The organism is Chitinophaga sp., from assembly GCF_039596455.1.
Taxonomy (GTDB): domain Bacteria; phylum Bacteroidota; class Bacteroidia; order Chitinophagales; family Chitinophagaceae; genus Chitinophaga.
Genome location: NZ_JBCNJR010000003.1, coordinates 501,143 through 517,085 on the forward strand (window position 1 = coordinate 501,143; position 15,943 = coordinate 517,085).

The following is a 15,943-nucleotide window of genomic DNA, read 5'->3' on the forward strand; positions in this document are numbered from 1 at the left end:
GCGTTATTTGAGTGATTTTGAGATATTGTTTATCGCACTCAATAAACCGGAGTAATCCGCCGTCTTAACAGCCGGCTGCGTGGTAGTAACTACCGGCGCAGTGGCCTTCTCGTCAAGGTCAAGGAGGTATTGTTGAATCGCTTTGAGTTGTAGTTCAAGCAGGGAGAAGCCTTCATCAGAATAATGCCCATTGCGCAGGCTCTTGATGGTGCGCTGCAGCATGGAGGCGGCTTCTTCCTTGGTTAGAGATTTGGAAACGTCCAGGGTGGGCGTGTTGGAATTGGCGCCCCATAGCACTGTAGAGCCTTCCCACAGGATGAGCTCTTTGATGATGTTGGTGCCATCTTTTCGTTGTTCTTCCACCAGGGCATTGAAACCAATGCTATGTTGGTTGATATGGCCGTCCGCGTAAAGCTCCATCACATCATTGCCCATACGGGTCTTGCTGGGCGAGGAGATACCTATAAGGTAGTCTCCCTCAACGTATAATTCACTGAACTTGCCCAGGGCGTGTTCAATGACGTACCAGTGGTCTGTGAGGTGCCATATCTCGTTGGTGCCCTTGGGGCCACGTTCTTTGATGGTTTTGGTGACAGCAGAAGAGAGGATAATATCCCCATCGCGGTCAAGGTTCTTATCACCAAAAGAGGCGATAGCGATCTTGAGCCTACGCGATGTCGTATCTACGTCTTTTACGCCGCCGTCAAGCGTCTTGTACTGTATTATCCTTTTCATGCGCGTTATGGGAATGCGCATGGCAAGAATTTACCTGTGCTGTTGGTACAGGTGCGTTAATCTGTCTTTTTTCTTTGCGGGAGGAAGTAGATGAATTGGGAAGTGAATCGGGTCTGGCTTTCTCGTCGCGCAAGTTGAATCTGCGCTTTTCTGCCATACATTTACAAAAATAGTGAATAAAGTAAAAAAGCAAATATTTTTATTGGTTTGTTTTCTTGGGTGCGAAATTAGCCGCAATAAGCGCTACGATCATTTGCTTCACCTTCAACCTGCGCGCCTCCTTACTGGCCTTTATCAGCCTGCAGTCCTTCGGTTCGTCAGGTATTGCTATTTTCACTATATCATCCAGTGTCATAATAGGTGCGCTTTATACGTTGTTGGATTTGGCTGATCGAATCGGTAGTAATGGAAGCAGTACAGCCCCTCAATGATGCCTATTTTACCACCAGCTCGTAACACCGCCTGAGAGAATAAGCTATCAAAGTATATAGTACTCTCAGGGAACGGTGTTTTCTGCCAGGTGCTCTTTGGGAATAACATAAACAGCCCTGCTATCTCATGACCTGCGTTGCGTACCTGGCCGTACCGCGTGGCATGCAGTTCGTCTGCAATGTCGCGGTGGTTCAATATGTTGGGGTCATCGGAAAAATTGTTCTGGTATAGCTGCCGTGTAGACCGTAGCCGGTTAGTAGTACATCCCATCAGGGCGTAATCCCGGCCAGCACCCACCACCACATCCGCTATCTGCTTGCCCCACTGAGGATGTAGGAACATGGTATCACCATCCCGTAAGCATATCCAGTCATTGTCCGGCACGGCGGCGCAGAACTCATTGTATGCTCGACCGATGTTCTTGTCTGTAGCGTAGGGCGTACTGTACCATATCCTGGAAGAAGTAGCGGCGGCGTGTCGATGGATGGTGAAGTATCTATGAAACGTTCGGGCGCCCAACGACTGCGGCCGGTATCCGTTCTTCCATAGCACGAATGGCAGGCTTATCTGATCACGGTGTGAATGTTTGGCTACCTCTGCATACCATTGGTCACTGACGGCATTCACTTCCGGCGTATTATCCCTGATCATGATGCCAGTCTCGTACAGACCGTATTCTGCCGGCATACCAGCAGTAAGATACTCAGTAAGCTGGGCGTTCACCGTGTCTTTATGGGCCTTCCCTGTCTCTATGCACCTTTGTCCCTCCTGGTATATGCACTTTCTCTTAGGATGAACCTTGAGTAGCCAGCTGCCACTGAAATGCTCGTCTATCAGGCTGCTTAGGTCTCCGGTAAGCTGATGGCTGCCGTCAATATAGACGGTAAGACCGTAATCAGGCAGAAACATGTGCGGCCTTATCTTCACCTCACGTTGCTGCCGGCAGGGGTCTGCCGCCTTATCCAGCAGCCGGATTTGCCAACCTTCGCAATTCAGTTCCGGGTCATCCGTGAAGCAGATATAGTCAAAACCCGGTGTACGCACAACCGGGGCACGAAGCTGATCGTATCCGCCTGTAATAACTGTGTATATCGCTTGTTTCTTCATGGCTTCATGTTAAGCTCTTACCGGCAGGCCTTGGGCGTCCCTCACCGGGCGCATGCTGGCAATGCAGCGGCACTGTATCACCTGGCTAGCTTCCCCCTTCGGGTCTCCTGGATGCATGAGACCGTTGCTGAACGGTTCCTCCAAGGGTACCATCTCGCCGCCTACACCTCCCTGTGCCTGATCTTTATGCGCTTCACGGACGCGCTTATCCCTGGCGTTTACCCAGCGCTTGATCATCTGCAACCCGGTCTTCCGTGCTGCTGTGATGCCGCCGAAGTTGGCCGCCGCCACCGTTTCCGTGCGAGATATAACCCTGGCACGGCGAAGCGGCACGTCTTTATCCAGCACCATAGCACGGGCGATCTGCTCCGGGCCAAGTCCTGCGGCGCGCCCCTCCTGTATCTTGCGTATCAGCCACTCGCGGGTGGTGTCATCAATACTGGTTATCTTTTCGCCTCCGAACGCCGCAAAGAATATATCCAGTATGGCTTCCCATTCAGCGTTGAATCCAAATGCCTTCATCTGGATAGGGGCCGCCCAACCCTTGGTATATTCCTGTAGATTGCCGTACTCCACATTTGCCCAGCGCACACCAACCTCACGGTATAGGCGCCGCAGCAGGGCCTCTGTTTCGTCACGGCTCACCAGTGTTGACATGTTCGCCAGTGTGATGTCTACGCCCTCAGCACGCAGGAACCGCGCAACGCGAGCCGCCTGCCGCCGGATGAGGGCGTACCAGAGGCGGACGTACTTACGTTCGTATCGCTTCTGGAAATTGGCAAACTGGTTCCATACCTGGGCGTCTGTCATGGTACAACTATTTTACATGTCCACTTTGTATAATATCGGTATGGTCTGTTCCATCCTGTGAGAGGCAAGACGAAGCCTTGAAGGCCCCAGGCTACAACTACCCCCGTATCATTATCCACCCACTTTGTGAGGCGAATAAACAGCCACTGCAAAATGTAATAGTTTACGAAGTACAACCAGGTCATCACACAGCTACTTATAATCCACAATACCGGCCTTTGCCAGTTTTTCTACGTCATCGTTTATATCATCCGCCGGCATACCTACCTCGCTAAGAGGCACCAGGTTGGCGGGGATATATCGCTCGTTCATGAGCGGATTGCCGTCATCGCTTTCCCAGCCCAAGTATTCCAACATCTGGTTCGGCGTAAGGGGCCATATCTTCATCACAGCGTTCACCTGCTTTTCCAGGTCTTCCTGTAGCTCTGGCAGTGCGGAAAAGTCTGGCTCCACCCACAGCTTGCCGCTGTTCTTGTACATGGGTTTTATCCACGAATTAAAGTCATCCCGCAAGCCACACCACTCAGGGATGATCTTGTTGGTGACGAACCCCTTCATGGCCTTCTCTACGTTATCATAGGTAGCCTTGCTATTATCGAACAGCACGAAGGGAACACCGAACACGTTGCAGAGGTCTTCCTTGCTCATGCGCTTGGCTACCTCCACACCTAAATCATGTGATGAGCGGCCAAGGTCTACGTACCCTAGCTCTGCATTGGCCAAGGACACCCGGCTGGCGTTACGTATGCCGTTCACCTCCTGGTCTATCCTGTCTTCCAGCTTATCCCGTTGTTCCACGCTCATGCCTTTATCTCCCTTGGCAAATAACACCCCCTTGCTCCCCTGGTTCTGCAGCATGGTAGCGCTGGCTCGGTCTGCCTTGCTGCGCTCGTTGGCGATCATGGAGCCGGCCTTCAGTGGCGCCAACCCGTACAGGTGGGTGCCGTTAACATCCCAGTCCGGGTTCCAGTATTTCCAGTACAGGACGTCTTCCTTTCTCAGATTGGCGATATACCCGCTGTGTAACTGATAGCCCGCGGGCACCAGGTAGTCCTCCCTGTCAACAACGATCATGATGTCTTGAGAGGGCAGACACCACAGCTCAAGCGGCTCCCCGGTTTCAATGCCGCCACGGTTCGCCCAGGCGGTACCAGCTCCGGTGATCAGTTTAAAGCCGAACAGATTTTCAAAGAAGGCCGAACCGCCCTGTGTTGGGTTGGGGCGCTTCAGCAATTCTATCAAAGGGTGCCTCTCCACCACTTTTAAAGCCTTTTTTCGGGCTTTAAGCGCCTCAGCTATAGCTGCCCTTGTAGATGGCATTCCGCCGGGCGTAAGGGCCTTATATCGCTTAAATTCCTTTTCGTCTACGATTTCATATACATACACCGGCACGCTGCCGAACTTCCTGGCCGCAAAGGAGATGATGCTGTACACCACCGCATTGCCCATATAGCCATTGCGCACGTAGTCCGTTGTATTCTGAAAGTTGCTGACAAGCTGGCCGTTAACCAGCATGCTGAAGTTGCTGAATGGCAGCCGCCCGGTAAGCGCCTGCAAGGCGTATTTTACCCGTTGCTTAATGTTCATGTGCCGTTGGGTTTACGGCTTGAATCAGGAGGGAATCGGAAGCCTGTTATATTACCACCACTCCTTCTGTGGTTGTGTGTGTCTTTGTATAGCCTGTACTATGGCGTCATTCATATCGTCATGCAGCCCGTTGGGGAATACCAGCAACCCCTGTTCTGGGTCATTATACAGCATGTCCAGCAGGCTCTCCCGGATAAACACTAAGCCGGCTTCCACTGGCGGCGTTGCCATTTTGGTACGGGCGATCTTATCGCCACCCATTACCTGCACCTCTATGGCTACTATACCATTGGCGGTAAGGGTCTGCTTGGCGCTCTTGCCGCTGGCTTTAGCCTCGATGTAGTGAGGCGCTGGGCGCAACTTCATATATCGCACCAGTTCCGGGAACTCCATTCGGCCGAAGCCCAGTTTGTCAATGAACACCTGCTGGCCTTCTTTGAGCCGCTTGACGCCAGAGGTACAGTAAGCACTGGCGTCATTCTGCTGGTCTTTGGTGTAGGCGGTATCCCAGTCCGTACCGTAATCCTCCAACTGCTCTGGTGAGGGAAAGGCCATGTCAGGGATAGGTATAAACCACTTCTTCCATATACCTCCCTCTTCAGGCGCGGGCCGCTGCTGTATCTGCCCTGCGTAGCCGTAACTGCCCAAATCAACACGCAGCTTGTCAAGAGCTTCACGAGGTAACCTTCTGGTGTCCAGCAACCCGTCCTGGTAGTTACCTTTCATATCTGCCGGTTTTACTCCATCACTGAGTTCTCCAGGTAAGCAGATATGTCGTAGGCTCTTTTTCTTCAACCATTCGCCTGCAGGGTCTGCTTCATGCAGCCGCTGCATGACCATCACGGTAACGGAGCGCCGCTTATCCGTCTTACGGGTTGCCAACGTCCTGGTGACGAACCGGGTAGCCTTCTTTAGCTCCGCGTCCCCTGCAGCTTGTTCCGGGTTGATGGGGTCGTCTATCAGAATGAAGTCCCCATGCATGCCGGTAACCCTACCGCCGGTGCTGGTAACGAACCTCTCGCCTTTTGCGGTGTTCTTGTAATGTGTCTTGCCGTCTGTATCATCCTTGAACTCTATCATGTCACCAAACAGAGCCCTGAATTTATCAGACTTGAGGCAGTCCCTGGTCTTTACTGCATGAGCTGTGGCCAGGTCTGCTGCGTAGCTGCTGGAGATGATACGGATGCTGGGATTGCGAACCCAAAGCCATGCCGGGAAGAGCTGCGTCACAATGGTACTCTTGCTGCTCCCCGGGGGCACGTTTATCAAAACGTCATCCTGAGCATTCCCCGCCTCCCATATCTCGTACACCTCCTGCAGCTGATCACAGATATACCGGATATGCCAGTTATCTATCAATTCTACCGCTTCTATGGTCTCCCACATCTCTATGAAGAAACGATAGAAACGGCGCCGGCAGAGCTCACCCGTTGCTCTCTCCGGGCTTAAGCCGGGCAGCGGCGATCTCTTCAAGCGCTCCATCACTCAGTTTTGTATAATCAATCCTCTCCTGGTCAACCTTCACGGCCTGCTCTACCTTCTCCCCATATACAGCCCTCATTTTAGACTTGATGGTGAATATGAGTAAGGTAGGGTTACAGGCTTCAGCAAGGATAACGGTACCATCTGGCAATGTGACGTTCTGCCCCAGGGTGACCAGGCGCAGGATATTCTCCCACGTCCGCCACCCCTCAGCCTCTGCCTCACGAATTTTTTCTGCCTGCAAAGCCGAAGCGTATGTAAGCACTGTCCTGTAGTCACAGGGCGCAAATGACTCCTTATCCATACCCCTGGCACGGTGCTGGCAGTATAACTCTATCAGCTCGTTCATCTCAACGTCAGTGTACTGGCGTCCAATGGTGTTTTCAGGCAAAAACCGCCCCCTGGCGTCTCTCATTGATCCGTCTTGCATGGCTTAGGTTTTTGCGGCCTTACATTGTGGGTATACCCTTTAGAGGTAGGTGTAGCCAGTGGTGAGATGATGATATTAACCCAGCCGTCTTTATCCGGTAGGTTCTGAAGGGAGGCAATAAACTGTTCACGCTTAATACCGATAAGCAGTTCGCCACTACTCTCTTTCACATTAATTCCTGCTATCATTGCCGTGTTTTTAGGTTTGCACGGCTATAAACTGGTAGGTAATTGGGTAGCCTTATGCAAAGTAAAATATTTTAGTATGAAATTTCAAATACTACTCTCTTCTGGATGGTAGCAATATGAAACCTATCAAGATGAGCCACCCCCAATTAGGGACGGCAAGAAGTGCCATGGCAAACGCTGTGCAGAATGCGCCGGCAGCTAAGTGATCTCTTATACTCATGGTTATAGTTTTGGTTGTTGGTAATTGTGTGTATTATGGGTGGCATCCGCTACGCTCTCCTGCGCCTTAGGATATTTTTGGGGCCACCAGGCCAAGTGATTGTAATTCAGCGTCTATATATGCGTCTGGATTTTCAATCCAAGGGGTGTCAGTATTCCATTTTTTTGCCCCGGCTTGATACGCCTCCGCCTCACGCTGGATAGAAAGCCGGGCAGCGCCCATTAACTTATCTGTATTAATTTTGAATTGCTTTTCTATCCTTTCTTTTGGCACCCTTCTGCCATAGCAGTCATATGGACTTATTTTGAAGGTGGCCATTGCCAATTCCTCTGCCCGTTGGCGAACAACTTGTTCGTATTTTCCCATTGTATTATTTTTTTTTAGTGTCACTTTAAGCGCGTTTCCTCATCACCTTCACCGGCAACCTCACCTCCCTCTGTGCCATCCTGGGCACCTTGTTGGTATGGAAGTCCTGCTCCATCATGGTCTTACGCCAGCCGTCTATGTTGAACATACCGTCTTCCCCTTCCCATAGTTCCCTGGTGGTTTCCTTCTCTTCCAAATCCATACTATCTACAGGGTTGACTATGACGCCATCCTTGATGATGGGCTGCTCCGGCGTCCTCGTCCAGAAGTGATCCCTGAGCGGGGTGCCGTGATCCATGGCGCGGTACAGTCGTATCTGGCACACCCTCTCAATGGTAATGGTTCTCTTCAGGCCGTTGTATGTGGTGACCAGATTACCGGATAGATCCCATTTGTATACTTTATATCTGTATCTTCTCATAGTTGTATATTGACATTGTGATAAGAGGAGTTATCAACGTTTTGTTGCTCTATTCTGCTGATTTTTTCTTTCGCTCTTTTACCCATGCTTCAAACTCTCTCCCGTAGTCCATTTTACTACCCTTATCCAGCTTCCTTTTAATTACTTCATAAAGGGAAAGGCCGCAGACTATGCCGGCAAACGATGCCACAGACAGAATAGTTGTCTCTAAAATTTCTTTACACATAGTGATATTATTTTAACGTTTTTTCATTTGCACCGCTTGCACCGGGAGCACACCGGATAGCCGTACCGGATAGATTGGCTACTGTATTGGGCCGCACCGCTTGCACCGCTTTTTCGTCAGTTCCCCCACCCCCCACCTGTTTTTTGAAAATTTACTAGGGGGTGGGGGAAATAGAAACGACCCGGTGTAACCGGTGCAAGCGGTGCTAACCGGTGCATTTTTTCATTTTTACAAACCTTTTTCCGTTCATCTGTCTATTTTTTATAATATCAAGTTCGAATCCAAAGTTGTCCGCCGCCATCTTCAGGGCGTTGTTGAACCGCTTGGGGGAGTAGTCCTTCTTATCAAAACCGTTAATATTGAGGAAGTCGTTATACAGAAAGTTCAATTCCTTCAGTTCTGCGCATCCGTTTCCTGAGTAATCCTCAAACCAGTCTGCGAACTCTTCACCGTACTGTACCTTCACCTTCTTCAGCTTGTAACGATCCCCTTGCGGTAGGTCTATGATACCGTGCTGCAGGTACACCTGCACACACCAGAACATGAAATTGTAGAAGCGGTTCCATTCATCGGTGTCCCAGTCATCAAAGAGCAGGTGCCCGTACTCCTGAAGCGGTGTGCGCTCAGGGCCGAAATAATTGGAGAACTCGATCACCTTCTGGCGGCGCTTGGCGTGGTTGCCATCATCAGATATGGTGTAGTTGGTGGTCACCATCACCTTGGGGGAGTCAGCATAGGCGATATAAAGCTCATCCTGGTTCTTTTTCTCCACGGTGAGCCCTTCGGTAATGATGGAGTAGAACTTCTTGAAATCAAACGATTTCTCGGCGTCCTGTATGACTATGAGCTTGGTGTCCAGCTTTACCCGCTGGTAGGCGAAGGACTTCTCAGGCTTGAAATTCTTGCCGTCTATGGTCTCCACGTTCAGCATCTTCTCCAGCGCCTTGACGAATATCCCCTTACCGGTACCGCCCCCCTTGGACTCATCCTCTGTTTCCTCTCCCAGGATGATGGCAAAGGCGTTGGCTGGGTGCTTGTACTTATGCAGCATGTAACCGATGATGGAGCAGGCGGAAAGTATCCGGGCCTGGTCACCCCCCAGCGCCTTGGTCAGGAAGTCGGCGAACTCGCAACCGGGGTCATTTTCAAGCGTCACGCCGCCATAGTCTATGTCAATGTTATGGTTTATGATATCTGACTTCCAGATGACCTTGTTCACGGAGCCGTAATTACGCAGGGAGGTACCCGCCGCTGCGATCTCTATCACCCCGTTTCTGAAGGGGAAATAACAGGTGCTTTTGTTATCCCGCAAGAAGTCTATCTCCACAGCACCCAGAAACTCAAAGAGGCTATCACTGAATAAGTTGTTGTTCTTGTATAACACTTCCAGCAGCTGCTCCTGGGTAAAGTCCACCCCCTGCAGGTCAAATCCCTGCACGTAGCGCTGCGTGAACTTCTTGATGCGCTCGGTGGTGGCTTCCTCCAGCCTGTTGTTGTCGTTGTGCACTACTTTAAAGATGGGGCTTGCTTTATCATAGAAATAGAGACCGAAGCCGTGACCTTCAAGGAACCGGGCGAAGCGAACGTACTTGACCAGGAGCTTTTCGTTCTCTGTATCATAATGCCAGAACTCACCATTGGCGGTGTGCTCTTCGTGCTCTACGGATGCAACGGCGCGGGCGGCGTCCTCCACGCTAAGGTTGAACTTACCGGCTACCTTAGCGTGGAGTCCCTCCCCCTCGCTTCCGTCCTCCCGCTGCCGGCGAATGAAGCGCTTGATGTCCCTAGCAACCCGCTTGAACGGCTCGCCGTAACCAGCCTCAACCAGCTTACGGGCGGCGGCTTTCCAGTCCCCGCCGCACTCCAGCATGCAGTACACCGCAGAGGGCCGGTACCCCTTATTAGGCTCGAACTCCGTGGAGGTGGTGAACACAGCGAATAGCCCCAGCTCCCGGCAGTAGTCCCCGGACGTCCGGGCGGTGGTATTCCCAGGCCGCTGGAACCTGGCTTTGTTGCCGTCATCTTGTACGAGCTTCCAGCCGTGGCTCTGCAGCAGGCCTATGATATCCCCTCGCTCGTTGTAGTCCTGGAATGGGGACTTATTGTAGCTCTTCTGCTCCACGTACTGGTGTGTATGTGTCACCTGCTCCACGAGGGTATTGAACGATCGGGCAATCTCGAAGATGGCCGCCCGCTGTTCTGGTGTGATGGTGGGTATATCCGCCGGCGTGCCTTGTGTGAAGGCATACCCCTCTGTGGGCGCCGCTATGATGTATCCCCCCTCGCCGCGCGTCTCGATGAGGACGCGCACCTTGTCGTGCGGGTTATTGTCCCGCTCCGCCTCCGTGGTTGCCCTCCGCGCCAGCTTGGCATTACCTTCGATGGTATCGCACCGGTAGAGGATGTGATACCCGCCGCCGCGCGTGGTGGCTATCACCAGGCGGCCGGCGATGTCGGGCAGGTCATCCACGATCAGTTGCATGAAGTCCTCGAAGAGGGTGCCGGTGGTATCGTACTTACAGTCCACGTCTATGGCCTCCAGGTTGCCGGAGACGCCGCCGCAGACGATGGCGAGGCCCTGCGCCTTGGAATGGCTGAACATAGCCGCAATCTCCTCATCGGTGCCGATGTGATCCTGGTATACTTTCCACTGGGTGACAGAACGCTTGTTGGTGTCTGTGGATATGGTGGAGATACCGTAGCTACGGTATAGCTGTGAGTGCTGTATCAATGTTTCGTTCATGCCGCGCTCGTTGTCTGATTAAACACCTCATCCCACCACGCCAGGAAGGACTCCATATCCTTGGCCACGAAGTACAGCCCCCCGGAGGCTTCCACCTTGGCCTGTACCTTGCGCTGGGCGTCACTCATGCGGTCGCGGCCGATCTTGACCTCGACATGCAGGGCGCGGCCGTTCATGGTGGCCATGATGTCTGCGATGCCTTTGACGCTGGTTCCTTTGCCCCATACCATCCGACCGCCTACACGGCGCATCTTACCGTAATTGTTTATACGGCTGGCGAACCCGCCGGCGAAGGTTATCCAGTCCACTATAGCCTTGGTCAGCCCGTTGGCGGTGGCATCGCTCCAGGTCTTGGTTTTCATCTTCACGCCGCCGCTCATCTCGAAGAAGGCCGGATGATGTCGCCGGGTATGCTCCCGGTATGCGTCACGTATTCTCTCTCTCCACTTCATGGTTTGTGATTTAAGGTATATTGTTATGATTAGCTTAACTGCGATCAGTAGGCATCATCGGTACGTTCAAGGAATCTCCGTATACGCTCCCGTACATGAACCTGCATAAAGTATTGAGGCGTGGATTGGATGTGGTTTAATAGTTGCAAAGCCTCGCAACGCTCCTTCTTCATCGCTTCCAGCTGCCCGCGCAGCGCGGCTGTTTGCTGATCGGCGTATTCATTCAGCATAGCATGTAGGTTTTGGCGTTCTTCCAACCCTACCATGCAATATGTATCACCGAAAAAGTCTTTTACAAATTCTTCCGCTGTCAGAGGATTGGTTTCGTTACTCATGGCATTCATTTCTTATTCCCAAAATCCGCAGGGTTCTCACCCCACATATTCTTATTCCACCACACCGTCTCCGGAAGTGGTATCGTCTGCAGCGCCTCTGCGGCGCGGGCCATCATCTTACCCACTACTGGGTTGCGGCTGGTGTCAAACGTGCTGTTCGGGCACTGCCGCCGGCGGAACGGCCACATCATACTCTGCGAGTCGCTGTACAATCGTTCGCCGCTGCGGGCGTTGTCATGCATCCACCTGGCGGCATGCACCAGGGCGAAGAACTCCGCGATGTTGTTGGTGCAGATGCCGATCTGGATGCTGAACACCTCCTGGCCGGTGGCGAGGTCAAGGCCCCGGTACCCTCCGATACCGGGGTTACCCTTGCAATAGCCGTCAACGATGATGCCTTTGATGGGTCTGGTATCCATTAGATGCGCTGTTTAATGGTGAACGCACAGCGCAGCCACTCCACACCTGGCACCGCGTAGTCTCCCTTGGCCGGGCGGCACTGCTGTATCTCGGTGATCTCAATCACAGATACCGGCGTGCGGAAGGTGTCCCCGACCAGCCCGTGCTGGTCGGGCGTGGTTACCATGTCTATGAGGCCGGATACAGACCGCCGTGCAACATGGGTCTTGATGATCTCCCCGTTGTGGTTATAGTCGTGCATCTGGGCTAACTCTATCTTGTCAGGGAGTATCTGCAGGTAACGAGGGTAAATGTTATCGCGCCAAACGCGCAGGTTCCTTGTTTCCATCATGATGTTGTTTGTGGCACAACGTGCCGGTTAGAACGGCAAATCATCTTCCGGCATATCTTCCAGCTTCTCCGGCTCCTTAACCAGTTGCGGCTTAACGCCGTCTCCGGTAGATCCACCCGCCACTGCCGGATGAGGGAGCTGCGGCACGATATCTTCCAGGAGCATCTTCTCCAAGTATGCCATCTGCGCGGTGTTGTCCCACTCCGTTTTGCCCTTCCATTCGCGTGAAGTCATCGGCGGCAGGTCGCCGGGCTTCTCCTTTGTCCAGAACCATTTGATACCCTTGCCGTCCTGGTTGATGAACAGAGAGGATTTCTTCTTTCCGTCTGCCTCTTCGTACTTCGGAGCCAGTGCCATAGGCATGCGCAGGTCAGCGTTCTTGATGGCCATCATGAAGGTGCGGGCATAGCCGCTGTCGAACTTCATCTGCAGCAGGAACTCCTCGCCATCGTCACTGAGGCCAAGGTGCAGCTCCTTGACGAATTTGCCCTGTTTAATGGTGATGGAGGTGAGCACGCCGGAGACGTGGGTAAATGTTTCAATGCTGCCGTCTTTGGCACGCAGGGCGATCTTGCCCTCTTTGATGTTCAGGAAGACCTTGCGCCCCCCTGTTCCGTTGGATAATCCCATGGTATTAAATGTTTGATGTTAAACTGCTTGTTTCAATGATGCTTCCGATTGGAGCTGAAGCTGCACCCTATCCGGGTACGTAACATTCGCCGGGCGGCAGTCGGGATTACACTCATCCCACACCACGCGCAGGTGCTCGAATATTCGCCAGGCGTCGGTGTAGTGTCGGGGGTATTCATGCAGCTTCCAGCCCTTACCCTGCATACGCTTGCCGGTCTTGTCCGGGCCGCGAGTGTCCGCTTTCAGGTGGAGGATGCCGCATCGCTGGATGGGTGCATTCGGGTGCTGGTCGTTCCACATCATGGCATACGCCGCGATCTGATACTCCATGGTGTCATGCATGGAGTTGGAGGACTTCACGTCTATTATCCACCGCTCGTTGCCTATCATGCACACAATGTCTATGGTGCCCCCTAGCCGGTAGTTCACCGACACGATCATGATCTCGGAAGCCACCAGTGCCGGCGCTACCGTAGTCCAGAACTCCACGAAGCGTACGATACACTGCCACTCCGTGATATTGTACTGGTGGTAGGTGATCAGCTCCCCACGCAGGCAGCGCTCTACGGCATCGTGGATGTTAGAACCTTCGGCGGCGGCCTTCTCCAGGATAATGTCCGCATTGAACCCCACCGCCTTCTTCCACTGCACGAGTGCCCATGATGCCGGAAAGGCTTCCAGCACCGTGGTAACGGATGGGTAGTAGTTCATACCGTCATTGGTATAGAACCGCTGATCCATCACATTGATCTGCTGGTTGTCCGGGTTGTGGAATATGTGTTTCATAATCTGCTGATAAGTTGTGAATGATAAGCGCACCACGCCGCCAGGGCAGTGAACGCTATTGAGGTGATGGCGCCGGCGTATTCTGTAGCCGCGCTGCGGTAAACACATCGCCGGCGTCTGGCACTATAACGATCTCGTACGGCGGTTCGTAGTCCTCTGCTATGGCCTTCAACATCCGGTCTCTGTCGTCCCGGTAGCTGTACCGCTGCTCGAACCAGACGCGGCCGTCCCTTTCTACCCGTAGTACCCCTGTCATCGTTAAATACCAAGGGCGTCGTCACAAACAGGGCAATAATCATCGTCATCGTGAGGATGTGCGCAATTATCTGATTCATCTGAGAGACGTTTTAAAGCCCACGCCACATACAGCGCGAAGCAGGTGACGAAAATTCCAGCCAGGAAGCCAAGTACAAGCGTAGTCATACCTTGCCGGTTTTTAATCGGTTACGGAATACGAGCATGCAGACGCCCCAGTAGGCGGCGATGATGCAGGTAGTTATGATGTCAATATGTGTCATGGTAGTAGTTGTTGTTGGATTGAAAGTCCAGGAGTGAGACCACTCCCGGCTACCTTCAATTCCACGTTATGAATATTGGATTGGTCGTATATGCGCTTGCCGCCGCTAGTCAATAACCTTTTCCATCAGCTTGCTGTAAGGGTTATACGCGTTCTGGATGTAGAACTCGTAGTTACCCTCCGGCAGCAGGTGAGAGGCGTGATCTGCCTGGGCTATTTCCTCAGTGCTCGTCCAGCAGGCGGCGCTGAAGTTGCTCTCATGGCAATGCTGGAGCCGGGCGCCGTCAGCACCAACGGAGGCAATGAGGCGGCCTTCAAACTCGAAGAGCTCTACGTCACCGGTGAGCACGTGCTGATGTCCTGAGTGTTCGCCATAGGCGATTGGCCTGTTGGATACACGGCGGGCGTTTGCCGGTATTGAATCAATAGAGCGGAATTGTACATCGCCCTGGTGGCCTTGAAGTTGCTTTGTCATTGTTTTAAGAATTATAGTGTGAAAGAATTATGAACGGTAGTCGAAAGAATACTCTGAAGCCTTGAACATAGACAGGGACGCCATGGCCTCAATGGCGTTGGTATGGTGCGGCTCAACCCCCTGCAGGTATTGTGTACCAGTGGATGGGCACACCATCCGTACCCAGGCGAACGGCTGATTGTCGATCTCGGCGAAATGCTCTGTGGTCTTGAGTAGGGTAACCGTTTCGATGTCACCGTTACGATGAGCGATCTGGCGGGTGTCTACTTCCGAAGCACCCAGCATATCCATCATGCGCTTTTGGCCCATTACTTCATAGATTCCGCCTTTGATCTCGCTGTTATGTTCGCTCAGGAACATTTCCTTGGTGATCTCACCGGCGTCAGCTTTCTCCCATATCCAGGATGGAAGGGCGCGCCCGTTAATGTAGTATTGGCAGTATCCATCTGCGAAGGTGATAGCGGGGCCGGTGGGGTTGTGGAGCCTGCCAGCAGCGTTGCGAATGATACGATTCGGCATTCCGGAAACGATACAAATATTTTGAAGCTGCACCATGTCATATACACCGCAGAGTAGCATGTCACGGAATCTTATGAAATCGTCATGTTTGTCTATGGCACCAATCTGCATGAAGTAGTCGTAGAAGGAAACCCATCCGTAGTCACTGATGTTTCCGTAGGAAGAAAAGTGTTCATAGTTGGCCCCCACGTTGTCCCCCACGTTGTCCCGCACGTTGGCCCCCACGTTGTCCCCCACGTTGTCCCGCACGTTGGCCCCCACGTTGTCCCACACGTTGTCCCGCACGTTGGCCCCCACGTTGGCCCCCACGTTGGCCCCCACGTTGTCCCGCACGTTGTCCCACACGTTGGCCCCCACGTTGTCCCGCACGTTGTCCCGCACGTTGTCCCGCACGTTGGCCCGCACGTTGGCCCCCACGTTGGCCCCCACGTTGTCCCACACGTTGGCCCGCACGTTGGCCCGCACGTTGTCCCCCACGTTGGCCCCCACGTTGGCCCCCACGTTGTCCCACACGTTGGCCCCCACGTTGTCCCGCACGTTGTCCCGCACGTTGGCCCGCACGTTGGCCCGCACGTTGTCCCCCACGTTGGCCCGCACGTTGTCCCCCACGTTGGCCCCCACGTTGTCCCACACGTTGGCCCCCACGTTGTCCCGCACGTTGTCCCGCACGTTGGCCCGCACGTTGGCCCGCACGTTGTCCCCCACGTTGGCCCCCACGTTGGCCCGCACGT

At 53.2% G+C, this 15,943-nt stretch carries 20 protein-coding genes; all 20 read right to left on the bottom strand.

The genetic code is table 11. The annotated features are described in order from the left end of the window. Window positions 1–3 precede the first annotated feature (3 nt). A complete protein-coding gene (locus ABDW36_RS14845; RefSeq protein WP_343702699.1) occupies window positions 4–756 on the bottom strand; it encodes an HK97 family phage prohead protease in 753 nt (250 codons plus the stop codon). A gap of 330 nt (window positions 757–1,086) precedes the next feature. After that, on the bottom strand, window positions 1,087–2,274 hold the full coding sequence (locus tag ABDW36_RS14850; RefSeq protein WP_343702700.1) for a glycosyltransferase domain-containing protein: 1,188 nt from the start codon (window positions 2,272–2,274) through the stop codon (window positions 1,087–1,089). Window positions 2,275–2,283: 9 nt separating this feature from the next. Further along, complete coding sequence (locus ABDW36_RS14855; RefSeq protein ID WP_343702701.1) at window positions 2,284–2,796, bottom strand: phage minor head protein; 513 nt, start codon at window positions 2,794–2,796, stop codon at window positions 2,284–2,286. A 480-nt stretch (window positions 2,797–3,276) separates the two neighbouring features. Further along, window positions 3,277–4,671, bottom strand: coding sequence for a phage portal protein (locus ABDW36_RS14860; RefSeq protein WP_343702702.1), 1,395 nt, complete (start codon window positions 4,669–4,671; stop codon window positions 3,277–3,279). A gap of 51 nt (window positions 4,672–4,722) precedes the next feature. Continuing rightward, a complete protein-coding gene (locus ABDW36_RS14865; protein ID WP_343702703.1) occupies window positions 4,723–6,153 on the bottom strand; it encodes a hypothetical protein in 1,431 nt (476 codons plus the stop codon). Continuing rightward, a complete protein-coding gene (locus ABDW36_RS14870; protein WP_343702704.1) occupies window positions 6,095–6,583 on the bottom strand; it encodes a hypothetical protein in 489 nt (162 codons plus the stop codon). Before ABDW36_RS14870 ends, ABDW36_RS14865 begins: the two co-directional genes overlap by 59 nt. Further along, the gene (locus ABDW36_RS14875; protein WP_343702705.1) at window positions 6,565–6,771 is read right to left on the bottom strand and encodes a hypothetical protein; all 207 of its coding nucleotides are present in this window, start codon (window positions 6,769–6,771) and stop codon (window positions 6,565–6,567) included. The genes ABDW36_RS14870 and ABDW36_RS14875 overlap by 19 nt, the downstream gene beginning before the upstream one ends. A gap of 286 nt (window positions 6,772–7,057) precedes the next feature. Further along, complete coding sequence (locus ABDW36_RS14880) at window positions 7,058–7,357, bottom strand: hypothetical protein (protein ID WP_343702706.1); 300 nt, start codon at window positions 7,355–7,357, stop codon at window positions 7,058–7,060. A gap of 25 nt (window positions 7,358–7,382) precedes the next feature. After that, window positions 7,383–7,655 (bottom strand): hypothetical protein, encoded by a 273-nt coding sequence (locus ABDW36_RS14885; RefSeq protein ID WP_343702707.1) that lies wholly within the window; start codon window positions 7,653–7,655, stop codon window positions 7,383–7,385. Between the two features lie 172 nt (window positions 7,656–7,827). Further along, entirely contained in the window at window positions 7,828–8,004 is a 177-nt protein-coding gene (locus tag ABDW36_RS14890; RefSeq protein WP_343702708.1) for a hypothetical protein, read from the bottom strand. A gap of 205 nt (window positions 8,005–8,209) precedes the next feature. Then, window positions 8,210–10,747, bottom strand: coding sequence for a bifunctional DNA primase/polymerase (locus ABDW36_RS14895; protein ID WP_343702709.1), 2,538 nt, complete (start codon window positions 10,745–10,747; stop codon window positions 8,210–8,212). Beyond that, the gene (locus ABDW36_RS14900; RefSeq protein WP_343702710.1) at window positions 10,744–11,199 is read right to left on the bottom strand and encodes a VRR-NUC domain-containing protein; all 456 of its coding nucleotides are present in this window, start codon (window positions 11,197–11,199) and stop codon (window positions 10,744–10,746) included. The genes ABDW36_RS14895 and ABDW36_RS14900 overlap by 4 nt, the downstream gene beginning before the upstream one ends. Before the next feature lie 44 nt (window positions 11,200–11,243). Beyond that, complete coding sequence (locus tag ABDW36_RS14905; RefSeq protein WP_343702711.1) at window positions 11,244–11,534, bottom strand: hypothetical protein; 291 nt, start codon at window positions 11,532–11,534, stop codon at window positions 11,244–11,246. 5 nt (window positions 11,535–11,539) lie between these two features. Next, window positions 11,540–11,953, bottom strand: coding sequence for a hypothetical protein (locus ABDW36_RS14910; protein WP_343702712.1), 414 nt, complete (start codon window positions 11,951–11,953; stop codon window positions 11,540–11,542). Continuing rightward, window positions 11,953–12,285 (bottom strand): hypothetical protein, encoded by a 333-nt coding sequence (locus ABDW36_RS14915; protein ID WP_343702713.1) that lies wholly within the window; start codon window positions 12,283–12,285, stop codon window positions 11,953–11,955. The genes ABDW36_RS14910 and ABDW36_RS14915 overlap by 1 nt, the downstream gene beginning before the upstream one ends. Window positions 12,286–12,312: 27 nt before the next feature. After that, window positions 12,313–12,915, bottom strand: coding sequence for a hypothetical protein (locus ABDW36_RS14920; RefSeq protein ID WP_343702714.1), 603 nt, complete (start codon window positions 12,913–12,915; stop codon window positions 12,313–12,315). An 18-nt stretch (window positions 12,916–12,933) separates the two neighbouring features. Further along, window positions 12,934–13,701, bottom strand: coding sequence for a PD-(D/E)XK nuclease family protein (locus ABDW36_RS14925; protein WP_343702715.1), 768 nt, complete (start codon window positions 13,699–13,701; stop codon window positions 12,934–12,936). A 258-nt stretch (window positions 13,702–13,959) separates the two neighbouring features. Beyond that, window positions 13,960–14,124 (bottom strand): hypothetical protein, encoded by a 165-nt coding sequence (locus ABDW36_RS14930; RefSeq protein WP_343702716.1) that lies wholly within the window; start codon window positions 14,122–14,124, stop codon window positions 13,960–13,962. 200 nt (window positions 14,125–14,324) lie between these two features. Further along, complete coding sequence (locus ABDW36_RS14935; protein WP_343702717.1) at window positions 14,325–14,693, bottom strand: hypothetical protein; 369 nt, start codon at window positions 14,691–14,693, stop codon at window positions 14,325–14,327. A gap of 27 nt (window positions 14,694–14,720) precedes the next feature. Further along, window positions 14,721–15,943, bottom strand: a 1,223-nt coding sequence (locus ABDW36_RS14940) for a DUF6745 domain-containing protein (RefSeq protein WP_343702718.1), incomplete at its 5' end; no start/stop codon positions are given.